The sequence below is a fragment of the Maribacter sp. MMG018 genome (assembly GCF_018100785.1).
GTDB lineage: Bacteria > Bacteroidota > Bacteroidia > Flavobacteriales > Flavobacteriaceae > Maribacter.
This window is the reverse complement of the sequence record NZ_JAGJEC010000001.1, coordinates 181680-203661: the sequence shown is the minus strand read 5'-3', so window position 1 is coordinate 203661 and position 21982 is coordinate 181680. Positions and strand designations below refer to the sequence as shown.

20 protein-coding genes and 1 tRNA gene are annotated in these 21982 nt (G+C 38.4%); 5 read left to right on the top strand and 16 right to left on the bottom strand.

The genetic code is table 11. The features are described 5' to 3' along the window. Window positions 1–22: 22 nt before the first annotated feature. From J8L85_RS00925 to J8L85_RS00875, 11 genes are all read right to left on the bottom strand, one after another. The gene (locus tag J8L85_RS00925) at window positions 23–1222 is read right to left on the bottom strand and encodes a glutamate-5-semialdehyde dehydrogenase (protein WP_211013827.1); all 1200 of its coding nucleotides are present in this window, start codon (window positions 1220–1222) and stop codon (window positions 23–25) included. Further along, window positions 1219–2346 carry an aminotransferase class III-fold pyridoxal phosphate-dependent enzyme gene (locus J8L85_RS00920; RefSeq protein WP_211013826.1) on the bottom strand — a complete coding sequence of 376 codons (1128 nt, stop codon included), beginning with the start codon at window positions 2344–2346 and terminating at the stop codon, window positions 1219–1221. Before J8L85_RS00920 ends, J8L85_RS00925 begins: the two co-directional genes overlap by 4 nt. Beyond that, on the bottom strand, window positions 2343–3137 hold the full coding sequence (proC, locus tag J8L85_RS00915; protein ID WP_211013825.1) for a pyrroline-5-carboxylate reductase: 795 nt from the start codon (window positions 3135–3137) through the stop codon (window positions 2343–2345). Before proC ends, J8L85_RS00920 begins: the two co-directional genes overlap by 4 nt. A gap of 32 nt (window positions 3138–3169) precedes the next feature. After that, the gene (gene argC, locus J8L85_RS00910; RefSeq protein WP_211013824.1) at window positions 3170–4144 is read right to left on the bottom strand and encodes an N-acetyl-gamma-glutamyl-phosphate reductase; all 975 of its coding nucleotides are present in this window, start codon (window positions 4142–4144) and stop codon (window positions 3170–3172) included. Then, window positions 4137–5327: an argininosuccinate synthase gene (argG, locus tag J8L85_RS00905; RefSeq protein ID WP_211016235.1), complete on the bottom strand. Its 1191-nt coding sequence runs from the start codon at window positions 5325–5327 to the stop codon at window positions 4137–4139. Before argG ends, argC begins: the two co-directional genes overlap by 8 nt. A gap of 74 nt (window positions 5328–5401) precedes the next feature. Beyond that, a complete protein-coding gene (locus J8L85_RS00900; RefSeq protein WP_211013823.1) occupies window positions 5402–6013 on the bottom strand; it encodes a GNAT family N-acetyltransferase in 612 nt (203 codons plus the stop codon). A gap of 240 nt (window positions 6014–6253) precedes the next feature. Then, entirely contained in the window at window positions 6254–7597 is a 1344-nt protein-coding gene (locus tag J8L85_RS00895; RefSeq protein WP_211013822.1) for a mannosyltransferase, read from the bottom strand. Between the two features lie 203 nt (window positions 7598–7800). Next, complete coding sequence (locus J8L85_RS00890) at window positions 7801–9285, bottom strand: cellulose synthase family protein (RefSeq protein ID WP_211013821.1); 1485 nt, start codon at window positions 9283–9285, stop codon at window positions 7801–7803. A 1-nt stretch (window position 9286) separates the two neighbouring features. After that, window positions 9287–9976, bottom strand: coding sequence for a glycosyltransferase family 2 protein (locus tag J8L85_RS00885; RefSeq protein ID WP_211013820.1), 690 nt, complete (start codon window positions 9974–9976; stop codon window positions 9287–9289). A gap of 105 nt (window positions 9977–10081) precedes the next feature. Continuing rightward, a complete protein-coding gene (locus J8L85_RS00880; RefSeq protein WP_211013819.1) occupies window positions 10082–11662 on the bottom strand; it encodes a 4Fe-4S dicluster domain-containing protein in 1581 nt (526 codons plus the stop codon). Between the two features lie 11 nt (window positions 11663–11673). After that, the gene (locus tag J8L85_RS00875) at window positions 11674–13020 is read right to left on the bottom strand and encodes an FAD/NAD(P)-binding oxidoreductase (RefSeq protein ID WP_211013818.1); all 1347 of its coding nucleotides are present in this window, start codon (window positions 13018–13020) and stop codon (window positions 11674–11676) included. Window positions 13021–13184: 164 nt separating this feature from the next. On the opposite strand from J8L85_RS00875, the gene J8L85_RS00870 reads away from it, so the two are divergent. The 4 genes from J8L85_RS00870 to J8L85_RS00855 all read left to right on the top strand — a co-directional run bounded on the left by J8L85_RS00870 (window position 13185) and on the right by J8L85_RS00855 (window position 17152). Then, on the top strand, window positions 13185–13907 hold the full coding sequence (locus tag J8L85_RS00870; protein ID WP_247656523.1) for a DUF547 domain-containing protein: 723 nt from the start codon (window positions 13185–13187) through the stop codon (window positions 13905–13907). Between the two features lie 97 nt (window positions 13908–14004). Continuing rightward, window positions 14005–15012 carry a glycoside hydrolase gene (locus J8L85_RS00865; protein ID WP_211013817.1) on the top strand — a complete coding sequence of 336 codons (1008 nt, stop codon included), beginning with the start codon at window positions 14005–14007 and terminating at the stop codon, window positions 15010–15012. A gap of 106 nt (window positions 15013–15118) precedes the next feature. Further along, entirely contained in the window at window positions 15119–16066 is a 948-nt protein-coding gene (locus tag J8L85_RS00860; protein WP_211013816.1) for a hypothetical protein, read from the top strand. A gap of 51 nt (window positions 16067–16117) precedes the next feature. Beyond that, window positions 16118–17152, top strand: a complete 1035-nt coding sequence (locus J8L85_RS00855; RefSeq protein ID WP_211013815.1) for an N-acetylmuramoyl-L-alanine amidase — start codon at window positions 16118–16120, stop codon at window positions 17150–17152. 1 nt (window position 17153) lies between these two features. Here the strand turns inward: J8L85_RS00855 and J8L85_RS00850 are convergent, their stop codons facing one another. From J8L85_RS00850 to J8L85_RS00835, 4 genes are all read right to left on the bottom strand, one after another. Continuing rightward, on the bottom strand, window positions 17154–17846 hold the full coding sequence (locus J8L85_RS00850; RefSeq protein ID WP_211013814.1) for a TIGR04283 family arsenosugar biosynthesis glycosyltransferase: 693 nt from the start codon (window positions 17844–17846) through the stop codon (window positions 17154–17156). A 41-nt stretch (window positions 17847–17887) separates the two neighbouring features. Then, the gene (locus tag J8L85_RS00845) at window positions 17888–18703 is read right to left on the bottom strand and encodes a purine-nucleoside phosphorylase (protein WP_211013813.1); all 816 of its coding nucleotides are present in this window, start codon (window positions 18701–18703) and stop codon (window positions 17888–17890) included. Continuing rightward, window positions 18700–19371, bottom strand: a complete 672-nt coding sequence (locus J8L85_RS00840) for a TIGR04282 family arsenosugar biosynthesis glycosyltransferase (protein ID WP_348771736.1) — start codon at window positions 19369–19371, stop codon at window positions 18700–18702. The genes J8L85_RS00845 and J8L85_RS00840 overlap by 4 nt, the downstream gene beginning before the upstream one ends. Before the next feature lie 70 nt (window positions 19372–19441). Then, the gene (locus tag J8L85_RS00835; RefSeq protein WP_211013812.1) at window positions 19442–19957 is read right to left on the bottom strand and encodes a rhodanese-like domain-containing protein; all 516 of its coding nucleotides are present in this window, start codon (window positions 19955–19957) and stop codon (window positions 19442–19444) included. A 64-nt stretch (window positions 19958–20021) separates the two neighbouring features. Here J8L85_RS00835 and J8L85_RS00830 point away from each other — a divergent pair, with 64 nt between their 5' ends. Then, window positions 20022–21593 (top strand): glycoside hydrolase family 32 protein, encoded by a 1572-nt coding sequence (locus tag J8L85_RS00830; protein ID WP_211013811.1) that lies wholly within the window; start codon window positions 20022–20024, stop codon window positions 21591–21593. Between the two features lie 90 nt (window positions 21594–21683). Here J8L85_RS00830 and J8L85_RS00825 read toward each other — a convergent pair. Next, window positions 21684–21756 (bottom strand) — tRNA-Phe (locus tag J8L85_RS00825). Window positions 21757–21982: the final 226 nt, after the last annotated feature.

Here is a 21982-nt window from a genome sequence, read left to right as displayed (position 1 = left end):
TTGATCTAGGTAAAAGAAGGGTTTAGTTTCTTACTTGCCCTTTTCCTTTTACGTACCATTTATTGGATACTAAATGTTGTAAGCCTATAGGGCCTCGTTGGTGCAATTTATCGGTACTTATGGCCAATTCTCCGCCTAGACCAAATTGGCCTCCATCGGTAAAACGTGTTGAGGCATTATGATATACGGCCGCCGCGTCTACAGAGGTCATAAATTCGTCAGCTTTTTCATTATTGTTGGTAATGATAGCCGCAGAATGCCCTCCTCCATAGGTGTTTATCAGTTGTATGGCCTCGCTTAAACCTGACACTTGTCCTAATAGTATTTTATAATCTAAGAATTCTTCGAACCAAACAGCATTGCTGTCCATAGGTGAGGTGCCTTCTAGCCCTTCCAATTTTGCATCTGTTAAAATTTCAACATTATGCTTTTTCAATGCTTTTACAAGATGTTGCAAAAACTCTTGTTTTCGAGGCAGATTTTTTGAAACAAGTACTTTGTCCAAGGCATTACACGCCGATATTTTTGAGGTTTTGCCATTAATAATGATATCTGTGGCCATTTCTAGATCGGCCTCTTCGTCTATATATAAAAAATTGTTTCCCCGGCCACTAACAATTACAGGGCAGGTGGCATGTTGTTTTACAAAGGCGATCAGTTTTTCGCCTCCCCTAGGTACGATTAGATCTATTTTCTGGGTGGGCTTTTCAAGAAAGGCCTGTGTTTCTGTTCTATTAAATTGTAAGTAGGTGACCCAATCGGTATCGGCTTGGTTGGCCTCCAGGGCCTTATGCCATAAATTGACCAAGAATAAGTTACTGTTCAATGATTCCTTGCCTCCTTTTAAAAGTATTCTGTTACCGGATTTAAAGGCAATTCCGGCCGCTTCGATGGTAACATCGGGTCTAGATTCGTATATGATTAGGATGGTTCCGAACGGTGCCGTCTTATTACTTACCTGTATGCCATTATCGTGTGTAAAGCTAAAACGTTCCACTCCCAACGGGTCTTCTTGTGCCGCAAGTTGTTGTAGGCTCAAGATCATACCGTTTATTTTTGCTTGGTCAATTTTTAAGCGGTCTTTCATGGCCAAGTCATCCCCGTCGTACTTTTCAAGGTCTGTATTGTTTGCCGCTAGTAATGCCTGTTTTTCATCGGCAATCAGTTCGGCCATGGTCATTAAAACAGCATTTCGCACTTTTATGTTGAGTTGTTTGTTCAAGGTAGTTGTGCTTTTAGTGCATTAAAAAAAATATCGATGTCCTTTTCGGTAATAGTAAGGGCGGGTAGTATTCTTAATAACTGTTTGTTTTTTGCCCCACCAGTAAACAAGTGCTGGTCGTATATTAGTTTTTTTCTAAGTTCACCTACTTCAAAATCAAATTCTAGACCAAGCATTAACCCTTGGCCTTTTACTTTTTTTACCTGTGGAATTTCTTTGGCTTTTTCTTTAAAATAGGCTCCTATTTTTGCAGCGTTCTCGATAAGATTTTCTTTTTCCAGTACTTCTAAGACGGCCAATGAGGCTGCGCAAGCTAAGTGGTTTCCTCCAAAGGTAGTTCCTAAGAGACCGTAACTTGCTTTTATATCTTCATGAATTAAAATGCCACCAATGGGAAAACCATTTCCCATTCCTTTAGCGACACTTATAATATCTGGTTGAATGTTATGGTGTTGAAAAGCAAAGAACTTGCCACTTCTTCCAAAACCGGATTGTACTTCGTCGGCTATAAGAAGTGCATTATTTTGTTTGCAAAGAGCTTCTGTTTCTTTAAAGAAGTCCATCGTCGGTTCATCCAAGCCTCCTACACCTTGTATAGCCTCTAAAATTACTGCGCAAACATCGCCTTTTTCCAGTTCTTCTTGAAGACTTTTGGCGTCGTTGAACTCTAAGAAAGTAACTGCTTGTTGTTTGTTTATTGGGGCAACAATGGCGGCATTGTCCGTTGCGGCCACAGCGGCCGAAGTTCTCCCGTGAAAGCTGTTCTTAAAAGCGATCACCCTAGATTTACCCGTTACAAATGAAGCCATTTTTAAGGCGTTTTCATTGGCCTCGGCACCTGAGTTACACAGAAAAAGATTGTAATTGTCACACCCAGAAAGAGTACCTAATTTTGTGGCCAGTTCTTTTTGTAAGGGGTTTTGAACCGCATTACTATAAAAACCTATTTTGTTCAACTGATCCGAGATCCGTTTAATATAATGTGGATGGGAGTGACCAATGGATATAACGGCATGGCCTCCATAAAAATCAAGATACTCTTGGCCTTTATCGTCGATTACCTTTATTCCTTTGGCGGAAACGGGTGTTACATTATATAAGGGGTATACGTCAAATAATTTCATTTCTTCTTAAATTCTGTTATTTTATCGAACGAAGCCACTATACCTTGAATAAGGGAAGAACTTAGTCCTTGGTGTTCCATTTCATTTAAACCCTGTATAGTGCAACCCATGGGAGTAGTAACCCTATCAATTTCCTCTTCAGGGTGATTGCCGGATTGAATCAATAGTTTAGCGGCACCATTACAGGTGTGCATGGCCAATTCTTGGGCTTCTTTGGCATCAAAACCTAACTGTATGGCCCCTTGTGTGGTAGCTCTTATAAGTCGCATCCAAAAAGCAATACCACTTGCGCAGATTACTGTTGCGGCCTGCATTTGAGTTTCGGGTATTTCCATGGAATGCCCCATTCTGTTAAAAATGGATTTGGCCAATTCGATTCTTTTTTTTCCTTTTTCGTTACTGCATAAACAGGTCATAGATGCTTCTACCGATATAGCGGTATTGGGCATACTTCTAATAATATAGTTGTTGGCCCCTATGATGTCTTCGATTTTATAAATCTCAAATCCTGTAATGGTCGAAATAATCACATGGTTGTCAGTCAGCAAGTCTTTAACATCCTCTAAAATTTTCGCAAAATGGCCTGGTTGTACCGCAAAGATTAGAATGTCTGAGTTGGAGACTGCTTCACGATTGTCGGAAGTAATGGTAACATTGCCATATTTTCCGAACTCGGAGATAGCTTCTGTATTTCTTTTGGTAAGGTACATGTTTTTGGCCCCATCGGTATTTAAAATACCTTTGGCAATGGAAAGCCCTAAATTACCAGCTCCTATTATTGCGATTTTCATTTTTTATATTATTGGTTAATAATGGTCATTTATTAAAATACACTTGCCTTTAGATTTAACCCAAGATCTTCTTCGAAACCAAAAATCAAATTCATGTTTTGTACTGCTTGTCCAGACGCACCCTTTAATAAATTATCGATCACGGATGTTATTAAAAGAGTATCCTCGTGTTTGTGTAAATGAACATGACACTGGTTGGTGTTTACCACTTGTTTTAAATTAATAGGGTCTTGGGTAATATGTGTAAAAAGGGCGTCGGCATAAAAATCGTTGTACAATTTTTGTGCATTTTCTAAACTGCCTTCAAAATTGGTATAGGCCGTGGCTAAAATACCTCTAGTAAAATTTCCCCTGTTAGGAAGAAAAAAGAGTTCTCCCGTATCTGGTTGTAATGTGTGTAAGCTCTCGTTTATCTCCCATAAATGTTGATGGGTAAATGGTTTATACCAGCTTACATTGTTGTTTCTCCAACTAAAATGAGAGGTAGCGGACGGACTGACACCGGCCCCGGTACTTCCGGTGACAGCGTTGATATGTACGGCCGAATTAAGTTGACCCGCTTTGGCCAATGGTAACAGTGCCAATTGTATGGCAGTGGCAAAACAACCCGGGTTAGCTATAAATTCGGCATTTTCAATTTGTGGTCTATTAAGTTCGGGCAATCCATAAACAAATTCTTTACCGTTGAAATTAGCATCGGCCTGTAGTCTAAAATCATTGCTGAGGTCTATAATTTTAGTGTTCGATGAAAAATCATGTTCTTTTAAGAATTTAGAGGAGTTGCCATGTCCCAGACATAAAAAAACAATGTCCACATTTAAATGTACCTCGCCCGTAAACTGTAGGTCGGTAATGCCCAATAGGTCAGGGTGTGCAGAGGACAAGGGCTTGCCGGCCCTAGTGGTGGAATACACAAAATCGATTTCCATACCAGGGTGGTTCAAAAGAATTCTGATAAGTTCTCCCCCGGTATATCCAGAACCTCCGATAATTCCTGCTTTAATCATCACTATTGTTTACGTGGTTATATATTTTACCCGCATTGGACTGTATTTTTATAAAACCTTTAGCTTCATCGGCCGTCCAGCCTTTGTTCATTTCGCCGTAACTTCCGAAGGCTGCGTTCATTAAATCATGTGGAGACGATATGCCGTTCAACCTAAACTGGAATGGGTACAGGGTAACGAATACATCACCGGAAACAGTTTTTTGGGTATCGGTCAAAAATGCTTCTATATTTCTCATCACGGCATCTAGATAATTGCCTTCGTGTAAAAGCATACCATAGAAATTTGCCTGTTGTTCTTTTTGGAACTGTTGCCATTTGGTCAAAGTGTGTTTTTCTAACAAATGGTGCGCTTTTATAATGATGAGTGCTGCAGAGGCTTCAAAACCGACCCGGCCCTTTATTCCGATAATGGTGTCGCCTACGTGAATATCTCTACCTATGGCATATTTAGAAGCGATGGCTTCCAATTTTTCAATATTGTTCACCGGCGTATCTTTTATACCGTCTATGGCAATCAACTCTCCTTTGTTAAAAGTAAGCTTTACATCTGTTGGATTTTTTTCTTCTAACTGGCTCGGGTAGGCACTGTCCGGTAACGCTTTGTCGGAAGTCAGTGTTTCATCACCACCAACGGATGTTCCCCAAAGTCCCCTGTTAATGGAGTATTTTGCTTTTTCCCAAGAGTATTCTATACCGTTCTGTTTTAGGTATTCTATTTCTGTTTCCCTTGCGAGTTTGTTGTCCCTTATGGGAGTTATTATTTCTATTTCTGGAGCTATGATTTGAAAGATCATATCGAACCGCACTTGGTCGTTTCCTGCTCCGGTACTACCATGAGCAATGTATTTAGCGCCAATCTTTTTCGCGTAGTTTACGATTTCAATGGCCTGTACGATTCTTTCGGCACTCACCGAAAGGGGGTAGGTGTTGTTTTTTAGTACATTTCCAAAAATCAGGTATTTTACCACCTTGTCGTAAAAAGTCTGTACAGCATCTATAGACGTGTATGAGGAAGCTCCTAATTCTAGTGCTTTTTCTTCGATGGTCTTAATTTCTTCTGGAGAAAAACCACCTGTATTTACACTTACCGCATGTACTTCAAATCCTTTTTCTTTTGATAAATATTTGGCGCAATATGAGGTGTCCAATCCTCCACTGTATGCTAATACTAATTTCATGATGTTGTTATTTTGTTTTCCTTATCGGAATATTGTTTATAGGGCGAGTTGTTCTACCCTTTAGAATGATGATTTTTCTATTTTTTCTTTTTTAAAAACAAAGATTCTTTAATGCTTTTCAATCTTCTAAACGACTTCTTGTCAATACTCTTTTTTTCCTTTTTCTCTCTCTCGGGGTCATGTAACATACCGGTACAAAGGCACATTTTACGTTCCGTTCTAGTTAGGATATCGAAATTTTTACAGGTTTGGCAGCCTTTCCAAAACTCTGGGTCATCTGTAAGTTCAGAAAAAGTAACGGGTTGGTAACCTAGTTCGTAATTAATTTTCATTACGGGCAGACCGGTGGTAATACCGAATATTTTGGCGCCTGGAAATTTTTCTTTACTAAGTTCAAAAATTCTTTTTTTGATTTTTTTTGCCAAGCCCTGTCCTCTATAATTTGGATGTACTATTAAGCCCGAATTGGCTACGAATTTTTCATGTCCCCAAACTTCTATGTAGCAAAAGCCGGCAAAGGTGTCCCCGTCCAAGGCAATGATTGCATTACCGTTAGATAGTTTTTTCTGAATATATTCAGGGGTACGCTTGGCAATGCCTGTTCCACGAACTTTTGCAGACTCCCCAATGGTATCACAAATAATTTGTGCGTATTTATAATGTGATTCGTTAGCAACAACTAGCTTCATTGCTATTTAGATTTTAAGAAAATAAAGAAATAATTGATTTTGCTTGTGCGGAAATGGACTCACCTAATTCCATAAAATATACCCTACCCTTACGGGCGACGGCGGCGAAGTGCGAACGGACGACGTACGGGAGCAGAAATGCCCATAGTAGTTGATATGTAGTTTTGTTCGTTCATTATGGAGTAAAAGTACAAATTATATTGAGCCCACCTAATGGATGGAATTTTTTTTACAAAAACTTCATTTTTTGTTAGGATGTGCAAAAAATTCGTAACAGATAAAACCTAATACTGAAATATATTCAATTGCTAGTAGTAAGAGATTCTCTTTAAAATCTACTTGAGAATAAGCAAAGTAACTTAAAATAATGGCCGCCGACCATATGAGTGCGTATCTATACGAGGTAAAAGAAGCTAGCAAAACCAAGAAAACTATATACCATGGGTGAACCGTAGTGGAAATCAGGTAATAGATGGTTAGGGCCCACATCATAGAGGTCATTAATCCTAAAAGGTTCCTGTTTTTGCCAAAAAAGGTTAGTAATAATACCACAGAAACGGTAATGAGGGGTGTTATTTTACCATAGGTTTTAATGAATTCCCAAGGTTTTTGGTCAAAATGAACCGCTATTTGCTTTATGAGGTTGTAGATGCCTGCGTTGAATTCAAAATTAGAAAACCATAAACTGAGGGTCTGTGAATAGTTTGAAACAAATTCGAAAGTATAAAATGGGGCAAAAGATAATATAAGGGTGCTTAATACTATTATATAAAAAAGAATACTTCTTTTAACTCCCAAGTAGTTTAGAAAGAGGGGTAAAAACAACAAAGGCACCAACTTGATAGAAATGGAGCAGCCAAATACTACGGCGGCCCATTGCCATTTTTTTATGGATAATAAATACATGGACCACACAAAAAAGAACAACATGGCCCCTTCAAAATGAAGGTTGCCTGTTAGCTCTACTATAACCAAGGGGTTAAGAAAGTACCAGAAAATAAGATGGGGTGAGCAGTTTAGTTTTTTTAAGAGCTTTCTTCCAAAATAGAAAATCCCGATATCTGCGAGTATTATAATACTTCTCATGGCAATAATGGAACCTAAAACCGTTTTACCTCCCAACAGGGCGGCAAGCGCAAAAAGTAATTGATTCAAGGGCGGGTAGTTGCTATAATGTCTGGCACTTAGATCGCCCATGCCCATATATAGCTCTTGGGCATTGGCTATTATAAGGTCAGGTTGTTTGATCAATATATTAGGGACTTCTACATAAGGGTTCATGAAATTACTTACCAGCTCACCGTCCCAAATAAAACGATAAAAATCTTGTGACAGGTGAGGTTCCATAGGCAAGAAAACCACTCTGGCTAAAATGCCCGCAGCCAAGAGAAACCTATAATTCCATTTTTCGAACTGAATCAATTTTAGGTAAAAGAAGAAAAGGGCAAGAAATAGGGTCAGTAGTTTTATAAAATCTATACGCTCCAGTTGGTATGCCAGCGTGTAATAGAACACTAGCGAGAAGAATACAAACAGTATGGAAAACTTATGTAGTTTAAAGTACGTTGTTAGTCTTGTCGACATTTTTTGATTTACATATAAGAACGTACGAATTTAAGCGATTTTTTACGGTATTGATTTGAAGGTGTGTTTTTATTGGTCTTAAAGAGGGTACACTTTTCCTTAGGCTCGCCCGAGGTTATTGAAAGTTAAGCGGGCCATATAGATTAAAAGAAAAACGGATGACATCATTGCCATCCGTTTTTTTTATCTTTTGTAAAGATCGTTTATGCCCTAGAGGTTAACGATTTAAAGAAAACGAAACTAAAGCCCAAGAACAACATAAAGTGAAATGGGAACAATCCAAAATCGTTTAAGGGTACGGCACTGTACATACCAAATAAGAAATACAGCATTAATGCAAATTCAAGTATCATGTTCGGTGACAGTTTCTTTGCTAGGTATTTGTTTCCTTTCCAACTTTCGGTCAAATTGTTGATGTTGAATTTTGGGGTACGCACAAACTCACTTCTTTTTCCCATATGTCCTTCCAGTACGGCAATAGAATTATGTAATGAAAATCCTAGGGCCACTGAGAAGAAGGTAAAAAAGAGTTTTATGTAGTCTACAAAATTATCAAAGCTACTGCCTTGAATGCTCTTATAGGTAAACCAGTAACAAATGAAAAGAATAACAGTACTGATCGTAAAGAGGCTCAGTAAAGAAAAGACCCAGTCTAAGTGGCCATATGTATTCTTTATGTATAACGATGGGATACTTAGTAGTGCAACCAAGAACACACATAGGAACATAGAACTGTTCAACAAGTGCATTACGCCATGAAATTTTGTTCTAAACGGAATGTTCTTTGCGGTAATAACGCTCCAAACGGTTTTTCTAAAGTTTTCGGCCCCTCCTTTGTTCCATCTAAATTGTTGTGAGCGAGCAGCACTAATTACAACAGGTAGTTCTGCAGGCGTTTCTACATCTTCTAGGTACTTAAACTTCCAATTTTTTAATTGGGCCCTGTAGCTAAGGTCCAAATCTTCGGTCAATGTATCGCCTTCCCAGTTACCTGCGTCTATAATACATTCTTTACGCCAGATACCTGCTGTACCGTTAAAGTTGATAAAATGTCCTTTACTGTTTCTACCCACCTGTTCTAGGGTAAAGTGGGCATCCAAGGCAAAGGCCTGTATTTTGGTAAGGGTAGAATAATCACGGTTTAGGTGTCCCCAACGGGTTTGGACCACACCGATCTCTTCGTCTTTAAAATAGATAACCGTTTTTTTCAACCAGTCCGATGCAGGCATAAAATCCGCATCAAAAATAGCGATAAACTCCCCTTTGGCTATTTTGAGGCCTTCTTTTAAAGCTCCTGCCTTAAAGCCGGTTCTGTCCGTTCTTCTAATATGTTGTATGTCTAAACCGGTTTTCTGAAGTTCGGCGATACGTTTTGCCGTCAATGCTACTGAATCATCCGTAGAATCGTCCAAAACTTGGATTTCCAGTTTACTTTTAGGGTATTCTATTTTGGCAATATTGTCCAAAAGACGTTCCATTACATATTCTTCGTTGTATACAGGTAGCTGAATGGTAACGAACGGAATCTCCTTTGGGTCCAATAAATTGAATTTTGGAGCAGTTTGGTTTTTTCTCTTTTGGCTTAGGTAATTGATCAATAGATTCAATTGGGCCAAACTGTAAAAGAAAATCAACAATAGGGAAATACTGTAAATGGCAATAATGATGTAAGATATTATTAATGTCATATTATTTTATACTGTATTTAAAGATCCAACCCAATATTTTGATGCCAGCAAAGATACTACCTTTTACTGTACCAGACACTTTAGAGACTCCAATTCTTTTTTTGTAACGTACTGGTACTTCGGTATATGTCATTTTTTTTCGTAAAATTTTCAATTGCATTTCTACTGTCCACCCATAAGTTTTGTCTTCCATTTCCAATTCTTTGAGCTTTTCATATTTTATGGCTCTAAAAGGTCCTAAATCCGTAAATTTTGCCCTAAAAAACAATTGCATTAGAAAAGTGGCCAACCAGTTGCCAAAAACTTGTTGTGGGGTCATGGATCCTTCTTCTCTCAAACTTTTTTTTCTGGCCCCAACCACAAAATCAAGGTCATTTTCTATAATGGGGGCCACTATTTTGTCTAATTCTTCCGGATAATCGGAATAGTCACCGTCGATAAATACGATAATATCTGGTTTTTTAGACTGTTTGGCAACATAATCCATTCCGCAAAGGCAGGCATAGCCATACCCTTTTCTTTTCTCTGTCAATACGGTTGCACCTGCCGATTCGGCATTTTTTACCGTTTCATCAGAAGAATTATTGTTTACGACAATGGTCTCCGAAACCGTTTTAGGAAGTTCGTTTATGACGCTGGCAATAGAATCTGCCTCGTTAAAAGCGGGAATAATAACTTTAATATTTACCATAATACTACTAAGGGTAATATCTTTTTACCATGAGGGTACCCATAGTAAAATCGTGGACAAAGTTTATGAATTTAAATGAGAACCTGTCTCTGTTTGTAAAACAATCTATTTTTTGTTCACCAATTGCATAAGGTCCACATCGTTTCCTAGTAATACCTCGGTGGGGTTTATTCTTCCTTTCTCAGGGCCGTTCTCTAGTTTAAGAACTCCTCTTGGGCATACCGCTGAACAAATGCCGCAACCCACACAACTAGATCGTATTATGTTCTCTCCTTTTTGTGCATACGCACGTACATCAATACCTTGCTCGCAATAGGTAGAACAGTTGCCGCAAGAAATACATTGTCCACCATTGGTGGTTATTCTAAAGCGCGATTTAAAACGTTGTACAAAGCCCAGATATGCAGCTAGCGGACACCCGAACCTACACCACACGCGATTACCGAAAATAGGGTAGAACCCGGTTCCGATAACCCCGGCAAAGATGGCGCCGATCAATAAACTATACGCATTTTGAACACTTTGGGTCTTAATGCCCAATACAGTGCCAGATTCGGCGAAGAAACTATATAGGGTCATACCTGTCATGATCAGGGCAAAAAGCAAGACCCCGTGTATTAACCAACGTTCTACTTTCCAAGAAAATAATGATTTGCTTGAATGTTGGCGGTAGGGGTCACCCAATGTTTCTGCCAGTCCTCCACAACCACAGACCCAAGAGCAATACCATCTTTTTCCAAAGAAGTAGACCATGACCGGTACAATAACCAAGGTCAGTACAATACCCCATACTAGAATAAATAATCCTATTCCACCACTATTGAGCAATGATTTTAAATTCCATTGAAAAAAGAAATCGTAGTCTAAGGGAAATGCGTTCTTAAAATCGTAGTATGGCATCTGTAAGCGCACCATGATTTCTGGTATCAAGAAAGCAAAAACGATTTGAAAGAACAGTACAGATGTGGTACGTACCATTTGGTAAACGTTATGACGGTATTTAATATACATGCGTACGGCCATAACGGTCATCACTACACAATACATGAAGCCATATACAAACCAATGGCCGGCAGGGTTGCCGCTGAGACTTTCACTAATTGGGTCAACTAAAAATGTCCAGTTTACGGCATATTCCGGACGAAAATACAGTACCAAATAAAACGAAACCAGAAATATGAATACCATCCAAGCGATCCATCCTCTGTTTGTGGCACTCTGGTGGTAGATGCCATCATTCTTGATTCCTTTTTTGCCCAAGAGTATAATATTGGGCAGAATAAACATTAATGCTCCAATAATACCTAGGCCAAAGGTAAAAAACCACATAAGACCTTTGTTTTCGGTTATAAAGCCTGTTCCTGATTTCTTTCCTACCAAGGCGGCCATATCATGACCACTGGTATAGATTACTTTTTTATATTCCTTGTTCTTTCGATGCTGTGTATTGGCATCTTCCAAGGCAGTGGTAATAGCTGGAGATAAATTCAACATGCCATTGAATTCTTTACCTATCACATTTTGGTTTATAGACTGGATAAAAACATCGCTTTTAATGTTTTTGTCCTTAATGATTTCTTCAAAGGTGTTTTGGTCTAACCTGTAAGTACCTATAATCGGTAGTACCGTAAAAGTGGCCAGTCCTACTAAAAAGATAACCAGTCCTATATTCTTAATTGCTTTCATTTCGTGTTTGGTTAAGCTTTGCTAAAAATTCGTTTCCAACTTTTTTTCTTTACGGATAAGCTGGTGTGCATAACCGAGTTGTATTTTAAAATGATCTGTTCTTCGTAATGTGAATAAAATTCTGGGTCAAAATTGGCATCTTTTAGATGTTGCATTACATAATCTATGTCTCGTTCTTCCGTTAGCCAACGATCAAACATGATATGTCGCATGCGAATACCGAAGGTATTGATGCCAAGAAACTTTTTGGTGTCTTTGTGATAGGCTACGGTAATGCAGATATTTTCTTTTGGGTGACGCCAATGAAAATGTTCTTCATGGTCTTTTTTGTTACGTTCACTAAAGACCCAGCCATAGGTTTGATATTCAATATCGAGAAACTTTGCAGAGTTGAACCAATGGCCTGGTCTATACTCCATTGGGTTTCCGCAAATGGTCTGTGCCAAGGTCTCTCCCATCATTCTGCCGGTATACCATACTGCTTCTATGGGTCTACGATTGCCTATTGCCTCGTGTTGTTCCGCACAATCGCCAATGGCGTATACATCGGAGATATTGGTTTCTAAAAATCTATTGACCTTGACGCCTCTGCCTATCTCAATTTTCGAATCTTTTAGAAAGTCAATATTTGGGGTTACACCCGCGGTCAACCCTACTAAACTACATGGTATAGTATCTCCCTTATCGGTAACAACGGCTTTGGCCTGCCCATTTTCATCTGCTAATATTTCTTTTAAATTGGTGTTTAGGCGAAGGTCTATATGGTGTTCGGCGATATGTTCGTTGATCATTTGTGATTCACCAGCGGGTAAAACACCGTTCCAAAAACTTGTTTCCCGTACTAAAAAAGTAACAGGAATTTCTCGGCTTCTCAACATTTCGGCCATTTCTATGCCGATGAGGCCCCCGCCAACGATAACCGCTCTTTTGCATTGTTTTTTGTTAGGGGCGTATTTCTCTAAATTATCGAGGTCTTGTTTGGAATATAGACCTTGCACCCCTTTTAGGTCTTGACCGGGCCAACCAAATTTATTGGGTTTAGATCCTGTTGCGATCACTAATTTATCATAGGTAATGAACGCTCCGTTGGATAGCTCCACCTTTTTATCCGAAGTATGTACCTTTTGCACATACCCCTTTACTAGATCGATCCTGTTTTTTTTCCAAAACCAGTTTTCGTAAGGTTGGGTATGTTCAAATTTCATGTGGCCCATGTAGACATACATGAGGGCCGTACGTGAGAAAAAATAATCGGTTTCCGAGGATACTACCGTAATTTGTTTATCGGATAATTTTCTGATGTGTCTAGCCAAAGTGATACCAGATATACCATTTCCGATTATGAGAACATGCTCCATAGGTTAGTTTTATTACATGATGTGTCGATGATAAAGGTAATTACTTAACAATGAAGGGTTATTTAGAATGAATTTAAATATAGAGGGGTTAAATTTTTATTCATAGCGTAGGTTTGCAAGGTTATTTGCGACTCAGAATTAAAATGGTTGTTTCTTAACTTGATATGATGAAGAAATTTTTATGGGGCAGTGTTTGTGCGTTTATGATCGGTTTTGTTGTCAGTGGACAAGAACTATCGAACTATATAGACCATACGGATAAATTCTTGAATACCCATGTGGAGAATGGTAGGGTCAAATATGCCGACATTAAAAAAGACCCAAAGGGGTTATGGGATGCATTGCAAATGGCCCGGACAATTTCTGTCTCTAAATCGGATAGCTCAAATTATCAGGCTTTTTGGATCAATACTTATAATCTCTTGGTCATTAAGGGTGTTATAGAAAATTACCCCATAGGCTCCCCATTGGACGTTCCAGACTTTTTTGATAAGAAAACATTTAGGGCAGAAGGTATAGACCTTACCTTAAACGATATTGAAAACAAGCTGCTTAGGGCAAATTTTCCGAACGAACCAAGGTTTCATTTTGTACTCGTATGTGCCGGGTTAGGTTGCCCGTCGATAAAGGATGGGGCATACAGGCCATTATTGTTAAAAGAACAACTGCAAGAGCAAACGGTAAAGGCGCTTAACGATCCTAATTTTATAAAAGTAGATAAGAATAAAGTAGAAGTGTCGCAGATTTTTGAATGGTACCATGGTGATTTTGTTAAAAACGACCTTTCTTTAAAAGATTTTATAAATCGGTATAGGAAAGAAAAGCTGCCAGAAAAAGCAATATTGTCTTATTACCCATACGATTGGAGCCTTAACGATAAACATTGACCCTTTTTGTTTTGTGGTAAGTTTAACATAGTATTCGCTACAATGGGGTGAAAAGCCATTCTAAAAAAAACTATTTTAGAAGTCATAATGTTCAACTATGAAAAGATTAGGACTTCTTTTTTTGTGCTGCATGCAATTTTGTTGCTCGGGAAAGGCCCAGAAAAAAATAAACGGAGTAAGTTTTGTGGCATCTAGGGAAGAAGTGGCGCAGTCGCATGTGGATGAGCTTTTAAAAATAAATGCCAATAGTGCTGCGGTCATGCCCTTTGGTTTTATCAGGGATGTCAATTCTCCAAAAATTATTTTCGATACAGAGCGCCAGTGGTTTGGTGAGACTAGAAAAGGAGCCAAACAGTATATAGAAATGCTTCGTAAAAATGGCATAAAGGTGATGGTAAAACCCCAAATATGGATCGGTCACGGTCAATTTACAGGAGCCATAAAAATAGAATCAGAAGAAAGTTGGAAGCTATTGGAATCTTCGTATGAAAAATTCATAATAAGCTATGCTGAACTTGCGGAAGAAACAGAAGCGCCAATTTTTTGTATTGGCACCGAGTTGGAAACCTTTATTGCCAACAGACCTGAATATTGGCAATCTTTAATTAAGAAGATTCGAAAAATATATAACGGAAAATTGACCTATGCCTCTAACTGGGACGAGTTTGGCAAAACACCGTTTTGGAAAGAATTGGACTATATAGGTATCGATGCCTATTTTCCTTTATCAGAATCTAAAACACCTTCTGTTAACGAGCTAAAAGAAGGTTGGCAACCATGGAAGAATAAGATAGCGGAAATTTCGAAAGCGAATGAAAGGCCTATTTTGTTTACCGAATATGGATACCGTAGTATGGATTATACGGCAAAAAAACCTTGGCTTGTAGATCGCACCGAGGAGGGGGTTAACCTAGAGGGGCAGACCAATGCTAAAAGAGCGATTTTTGAAGAGTTTTGGGGAGAAGATTGGTTTGCTGGCGGTTATGTATGGAAATGGTTCATAAAACACGAAAAATCTGGGGGAGCTTCCGATAATAGGTTTACACCGCAGAACAAACCGGCCCAACAAGTAATACAGGAGCATTACGGTTCTTACATGAACTAAAGGGTCTCTTTGCGTCGTATCTGCTCGGTGTCATTTATGTAAAGTGCGATTTCTTTTTTGTCGCCGATATAATTTTTGGTAATATTTGTATAAGGAACACTATACTATGTACATTAACGTAATTCGCTACCCTTTTTTGGTTTTTTTCTTTGTTTTAAGCTCCATTTCTGCCCAATATTCAAACGACACTATTGTTGCGGAAAAGGGAGACGGTATTTTTTCGATACTGAGAAAATCGGGCATGGATCCCGTAAAATATTACGAAAAGTTCTTGTTGCTGAACGAAGGCAATATTAAAAACGGTAGTGAATTGATTATCGGAAAAAAATACATTTTGCCCTTGGCCCCCGACTCGTTCAAAAATATGGGCATAAAAATATCGGTAGGTACTTTGCAAGAAGAGCCAATATTCGATAAAAACAGATTGATGTTGATGAAAGCTAAGGATAGTAGCTTAAAAAACACCGTGTATTATCTGGTAAACTCAGGTTATGGAAAGGATAAGAATAACTTTGGCGATATGGTGCAGCATCTCTCTAAGGATCTGTTAGAGAGAGGGGCAAGAGTGTATGTGTTACAGAGCGATTCTTTGGAAGAGAATATTGAAAGAGATAGTAATGGTCTGACGGGAAAAAAAACCATTTATGGGGAGTATTCCAGCATTGTAAATAAAAAGTATATAAAACATAATGGTAGTTACCAACGGCTATTGTTGTTCGAGGACCAGCTTGAAAATGAAAAGAACATGACCGTTTCGGTCCACTATTTTAATGAAAGCCAACAAGGCGAGAAACTCGCAAAGAACCTTCAAAAGGTGATAAGAAAGAATGCTCTAAAAAGTACGGCCGCTAAAGACGGTATTTCTTCATTTGATGATGGGGTGCGTGTTTTCTTTGCGAAGAATGTACTGCCCCCGGTCATAACCTTGGACTTTAAGGAAACATCTGATCCGTCTGAAAAAGGAATCAAGGTAAAGACAGATAAGAAGTTGTTGGTAAATATTTTAAAGGATGGTATTCTGCAAGACCATGCGAATTTGACTTTTGAAAAATAATATATTTTTAGCTTTTTTGTTCGGCATGAACTTTGTTTTCAATTTTTTGTGATGTATAAACTTATAATTACTTGTTTTTTATGTTTAGGGCAGATCCATGTGGTGTGCTCTCAAGATACTTTGGCAACGATAACCGCAGAAAAGGGCGACGGTATTTTATCGTTGTTAAGAAAGCATGGGGTGGACCCTTACGAATATTATGATGAGTTTGTAAGTGTTAATATAGATAATCTTAGAGATAGCGTTCATCTTTATGAAGGGCAAACCTATGCGATTCCGAAAGTGGCATTGGCTAACGTGCCTATTGAAAGTTCGTTGCAAGAACAATCCAAGAAAGTAAAGAAAATAGAAGGTAAGGCCTATGATATTTTTGGTGAGGACCACAAGATAGTCTTGCCAAAAAGCGAACGATTAAAAGGAGCCGTTTATTATCTGGTTTCGGGTCATGGAGGTCCCGATCCCGGTGCTATGGCGGTATATAAAGGTAAACCCATTGCAGAAGATGAGTACGCCTATGATATAACATTGCGTTTGGCAAAAGAATTGTTGGCCCATGGAGCTAAGGTGTACATCATTATAAGGGATGAAGATGATGGTATTCGTGAAGAAAGAATCTTGGAGATAGATAACGATGAGGTCGCTTACCCCGACAAGACCATTCCGTTAAACCAACTGGCCAGACTTAGGCAAAGGGTCGATATTGTAAATAATCTCTATAAAAAGAACAAGGGAGCCTACCAGCGGTTGATCGTAACCCATGTAGATAGTAGAAGCAAGGGGCAAAATATAGATGTGTTTTTCTACCATCATGAAAAAAGTAAAAATGGAAAACGATTGGCCGAGAATATTCACAAGACCTTTCAGACCAAATATAAAAAGTATCAGCCCAACCGTACTTATTCGGGTACTTTTGAAGATCGCACATCTTTATACTTGGTTAAAAAAACGCACCCTGCCATGGCCTTTATAGAAATAGGAAACATACAGAACAAGAAAGATCAACGTAGAATTTTGGAGCCGGACAATAGGCAGGCTTTGGCAAAATGGATTTCTGAAGGTTTAATCCTGGATTATGAGGAGCGGTAGCTTAAAGTGCAATGTGCTTTTTGTAATAATTGAGCAAGGTTTGTGGTCCACTGCCCAAATAATGCTTTAGGTGTATCATTGCAAAATGATACTGTAACCGTACGTTTCCGTGTTTTTTATATCTTCTAGTGGAAGTTTCGATGAAATCGTCTATAACCTTAAAAGAGGTTGCCTTATAAATACGTCGAATAAACTCATTGTCCTCATAAATTATATAGTCCTCATTAAATCCCTTTAGTTGTATAAAGAGTTCTTTTGATATGAATAATGATTGGTCTCCGCCACGGCATATAGGTTGGTTGATCTTTGTAAACCAGGCAAAGAATCCCAAAAAATAGCTTTGGGTATCAAATTTTAGTCGGAAGCATCCTGTTTTATACCCTTCATTGTATGATTGAACGATCTTTTGGTCAAAACCCATAGGGGGAAGACTGTCAACATGTAAAAAATAAAGAATTTCACCCGTAGCTTTTTGGGCTCCCATATTCATTTGTTTGGCCCTACCTGACCCGCAGGATATTGTTTCGACACCAAACTTTTGGGCAATGTACAAGGTGTTGTCGGTACTACCGCCATCCACTACCAATATTTCTTTTATTTGGTTTGATGTTGAATGTTCAGAGATGGTTGTAAGTAGCTTTTCAATGTAAGCTTCTTCATTTAATACGGGGATAATAATGCTAATGCCGGCCATTGAAAAACTACTTGGTCAAACGCTTGTAAAGAATGATGTTTTTAGATTTGTTTTATCAATTCTTTGAACAATTTTACCATTTTTGGTTCTGTTTTCTCTGCAATTGAGATAATTTCGTTAATATCTACCGGTTTAAGATTGGCCGGGTCACATTCGTCAGTTAAAACGGATACCGCTATCATGGGAAGGTTCAGGTGGTTTGCCACAATCACTTCGGGTACAGTGCTCATGCCTACTGCATCTGCGCCTAATATCTTTAACATACGATATTCTGCCTTTGTTTCTAGCTGTGGCCCTACTACAGAAGCATAGATTCCCGATTTCAATGAAATACCGTTGTCTTTAGCTATCTCGATGAGTTTGTTCCTCATGTTTTGGTCATAAGGTTCTGACATATCCACAAACCGTTCGCCGAATTCGGAGACGTTTTTAAATGCCAATGGTGACCCCCCTTGAAGGTTAATATGGTCCTCTATCAACATCATATCGCCTTTTTTAAAATTGGTATTGATTGCTCCTGCGGCGTTGGATATGAATAATTTGGTGATGCCCAGCATGTGCATTACCCTAATGGGGTAGGTGATATCAAGAAAATCGTATCCTTCGTACAAATGAAAACGCCCCTGCATTACCACCACCTTTTTGTCCTCTATGGTACCAAAGACCAATTTGCCGGTGTGAAATTCTACCGTGGCCAATGGAAAGAAAGGAATATGGTTGTAATGTGCATCTATGGGGTTTTTAATTTCGTCTACCAATCTACCAAGGCCGGTACCAAGTACAATGCCTATTTCAGGTTTGTCAAATCCTTTCGATACTAAATATGCTACTGATTCTTCAAGTTGTTCTTTTATCATTTTGTTATATGTTTTAAAAAAGGAGCAAAAACGGGTACGTCTTTGATATCCTCATAATGATCTATATCGTTTCTAATTTCCAATAACTTTGTTTTTTCGTCTTTTAGGTCGGCAAGGGTATCTTTTAAAACACTGGCGGTGCCCCAATTTTTGTTTTCAAAAAGTTCGGGCATTAATTTTTTCATTCCAAGTAAATAATAACCGCCGTCTTCTGCCGGGCCTATTACAAAATCGTTTTGTGCAAGATGCTTAAAAGCATTTTCTAGATCTTCTTGATCTAGGTCGTACATGTCACTGCCAATAATAATAATTTTTTCAAATCCTCTTTCAAAACCATCTTTAAAAGCATTGGCCATTCGTTGGCCCAGGTCTTTGCCCTGTTGTACCTTTTTGTCGTATATGGTGTTTTTCCATATATCGTCTTTCCAAATCTCTTCTGAGTAATAGACTGTTTTCTCGGCATAGAGTTTTGATGTAATATCGACCGTATGTTCTAACAGAAATTTATAGATGTTTAGGGCACATTCATCACCGACTGTTGCCGCCAAACGTCTTTTTCCCTTGCCCAATTCGGGGTTACGGGTAAAGATGAGCAATAGGTTTTTAGAGCTTGCCAAGGTAAAATCAATTGTTTTTTCGTCTTTTTCAGTCTTATTGGTCTGTAATATTCCCAAGGTAAAAGAAGTTTATTTTGTTGTTTGTTCTGAAAGATTCAATACTCTTGTTGGTCGTATATAATTAGTGGTCCTTATATACTTTGATCCCTTTTTTTAAAAATTTTCCCCAATGCTTATTAAAGGCATGTACACTATCGGTGGCAACACCTTTTGGGTTGTACACCTTGTGGTCTTGATTTTTACATTCAAAAATACCACCAAAAAGGTTTTTTACATTGGTATAACCAAGTTTTAAAAGTTTTTCTCCAATATTCTCTGAACGCACACCTATAGAGCAGTAAACAACGATCGGTGTTGTTTTGTTCTTAATGGTGTCGAGAATCGTTTGTTCGTCAAATTTTTTATATCCTACCCATATGGCTCCTTTTAAATGGCTTATTTCAAATTCTTCCTTTTTTCGGGTGTCCAATAATATTAAATCATCGTTCATTTCCAAATTTTGTGGATAGATATAAGGTACCGATTCTTTGTTCCATTTTTTCAGGCTTTTTTCTATACTGCGTTGTGCTTCTGTGGGTTGTATAAATAGTATTGCGATAGCAATAAAGCAGATAATGGGTGAAGAAAAACGAAACATAAGTGTAAATGTAGTATTTTTAAAGAGGAAGCTCTTTATGTAAAACCTTGATAAAAGTTATAAAATGTTAAAATATATAGTGAGAAGCATAATTGTTTTTGTTGTGTTGGCCAGTGCGGGGTGCAAGCAAAGGACTCCAGAAAAAACATCGGATATAACGAAAAATGATATGGTCTATTATACAGAAGAATATAGGCCCCAGTTTCATTTTTCGCCCAAAGAGAAATGGATGAACGACCCTAATGGGTTGGTATACCATGAAGGAAAGTATCATTTGTTTTATCAACACTACCCCGAGGACATTGTTTGGGGGCCAATGCATTGGGGGCATGCGGTAAGTGAAGATATGATACATTGGCAACATAAGCCTATAGCACTTTATCCGGACCGGCACGGGTATATTTTTTCTGGAAGTGCGGTTGTGGATGTTGAAAACACTTCTGGTTTCGGAACAAAAGAAAATCCGCCTTTGGTGGCCATTTTTACGTATCATGACGATACCCTTCTCAAGAAGGGTGAAGATAATTTTCAGACACAGGGTATTGCGTATAGTTTGGATAATGGCGATAATTGGACGGTATACGAGGGGAACCCGGTAGTGGGAAACACGGGGATTAAGGACTTTAGGGATCCAAAAGTTTTTTGGAACGATATCAAAAAGAATTGGACCATGCTATTAGTGGCCGGAGACCACTTGCAGATATGGGAATCAGAGGATTTGAAGAAGTGGGAAAAAGTAAGCGAATTTGGCCATGATAAAGGAGCCCATGGGGGTGTTTGGGAATGCCCAGATCTATTTAAACTAAAAGTAGAAGGAAGTGACGAGGAGAAATGGGTATTGCTTATCAGTATAAATCCAGGTGCACCAAATGGGGGTAGTGGCACTCAATATTTTATTGGAGAGTTTGATGGAACTACTTTTACCACAGACCAAGAGGAGACAAAATGGATAGATATGGGTAGGGACAATTATGCCGGGGTAACCTATAACAATGTGCCGAACAATGATAGAATTTTTATTGGTTGGATGAGCAACTGGGATTATGCTGCCGATACGCCCACAAAAGTTTGGAGAAGTGCAATGACCCTGCCCAGAAAATTATCTTTACATAGAAATAATGGACAATTGGAGCTGTACAATTATCCATTGGAAAACTTTGATAAGATTGTTGGTAAGCCTTATGAACAGCCTCTCGTAGTACTAAAGAAAAATGAACTAAAACAGCTAGACCTGCAATTTGGAAATAGGTCGGAAATAAAATTCAATATGGGAGCGCAAAATGCCAATTGGATTTTTAGTAATGAACAGGGTGATAGCTTAAAGGTCGCAGTGGATATTAAAAATAAAAAGGTGTTATTGGATCGTTCTAAGTCGGGTCTTACGGATTTTAGTCAGAAATTTAGCGACGGCCTGCAAGAGATGAATGTTCCAAACCTTAAAGATGGTAATATAGAAGTGCGCATGATACTGGATCACTCGTCTTTAGAGCTGTTTTTTAATAAAGGACAATATGTAATGACCAATCAAATTTTTCCTAATGGTCCATATACCCAATTGACCATAGAGAATTTGTCGGACGAGGTACTGGAAGTAAAAGGTTTTACCGAAAGTGAAATAGAACGAATCTGGGATTGATGTCCTTTTTAAACACGTAATAAGTTAAACAATAGTGTTTGCGAATACTGTAAAACAAAAAAATCCTTACCGTGAAGTAAGGATTTTTTGTGGTACCTCCAGGAATCGAACCAGGGACACACGGATTTTCAGTCCGTTGCTCTACCAACTGAGCTAAGGTACCAGATACGCTGTAAGCGGCTGCAAATATAATTTCAAATTTGAGATATACCAACTAAAATTTAAAAAAAGCATATTTTTTTGTTTCCTATAGATGTGTTTAGGCTAAAGTGTATGGCTCTATTGGTTTAAAAAATAGAAGGTTATATCTTCTTATCAAGAAGTTATTTAGTTTTTACGAATTAAAATTGTTTCTAAATTATCAATATCATAAAATCTTCTTAATAAAA

Coding starts and splice junctions, on each gene's coding strand:
- J8L85_RS00920 (WP_211013826.1), bottom strand. CDS start 2,346: ATGAAATTATTTGACGTATACCCCTTATATAATGTAACACCCGTTTCC.
- proC (WP_211013825.1), bottom strand. CDS start 3,137: ATGAAAATCGCAATAATAGGAGCTGGTAATTTAGGGCTTTCCATTGCC.
- argC (WP_211013824.1), bottom strand. CDS start 4,144: ATGATTAAAGCAGGAATTATCGGAGGTTCTGGATATACCGGGGGAGAA.
- J8L85_RS00900 (WP_211013823.1), bottom strand. CDS start 6,013: ATGAAGCTAGTTGTTGCTAACGAATCACATTATAAATACGCACAAATT.
- J8L85_RS00895 (WP_211013822.1), bottom strand. CDS start 7,597: ATGTCGACAAGACTAACAACGTACTTTAAACTACATAAGTTTTCCATA.
- J8L85_RS00890 (WP_211013821.1), bottom strand. CDS start 9,285: ATGACATTAATAATATCTTACATCATTATTGCCATTTACAGTATTTCC.
- J8L85_RS00885 (WP_211013820.1), bottom strand. CDS start 9,976: ATGGTAAATATTAAAGTTATTATTCCCGCTTTTAACGAGGCAGATTCT.
- J8L85_RS00880 (WP_211013819.1), bottom strand. CDS start 11,662: ATGAAAGCAATTAAGAATATAGGACTGGTTATCTTTTTAGTAGGACTG.
- J8L85_RS00875 (WP_211013818.1), bottom strand. CDS start 13,020: ATGGAGCATGTTCTCATAATCGGAAATGGTATATCTGGTATCACTTTG.
- J8L85_RS00870 (WP_247656523.1), top strand. CDS start 13,185: ATGATGAAGAAATTTTTATGGGGCAGTGTTTGTGCGTTTATGATCGGT.
- J8L85_RS00865 (WP_211013817.1), top strand. CDS start 14,005: ATGAAAAGATTAGGACTTCTTTTTTTGTGCTGCATGCAATTTTGTTGC.
- J8L85_RS00860 (WP_211013816.1), top strand. CDS start 15,119: ATGTACATTAACGTAATTCGCTACCCTTTTTTGGTTTTTTTCTTTGTT.
- J8L85_RS00855 (WP_211013815.1), top strand. CDS start 16,118: ATGTATAAACTTATAATTACTTGTTTTTTATGTTTAGGGCAGATCCAT.
- J8L85_RS00850 (WP_211013814.1), bottom strand. CDS start 17,846: ATGGCCGGCATTAGCATTATTATCCCCGTATTAAATGAAGAAGCTTAC.
- J8L85_RS00845 (WP_211013813.1), bottom strand. CDS start 18,703: ATGATAAAAGAACAACTTGAAGAATCAGTAGCATATTTAGTATCGAAA.
- J8L85_RS00835 (WP_211013812.1), bottom strand. CDS start 19,957: ATGTTTCGTTTTTCTTCACCCATTATCTGCTTTATTGCTATCGCAATA.
- J8L85_RS00830 (WP_211013811.1), top strand. CDS start 20,022: ATGTTAAAATATATAGTGAGAAGCATAATTGTTTTTGTTGTGTTGGCC.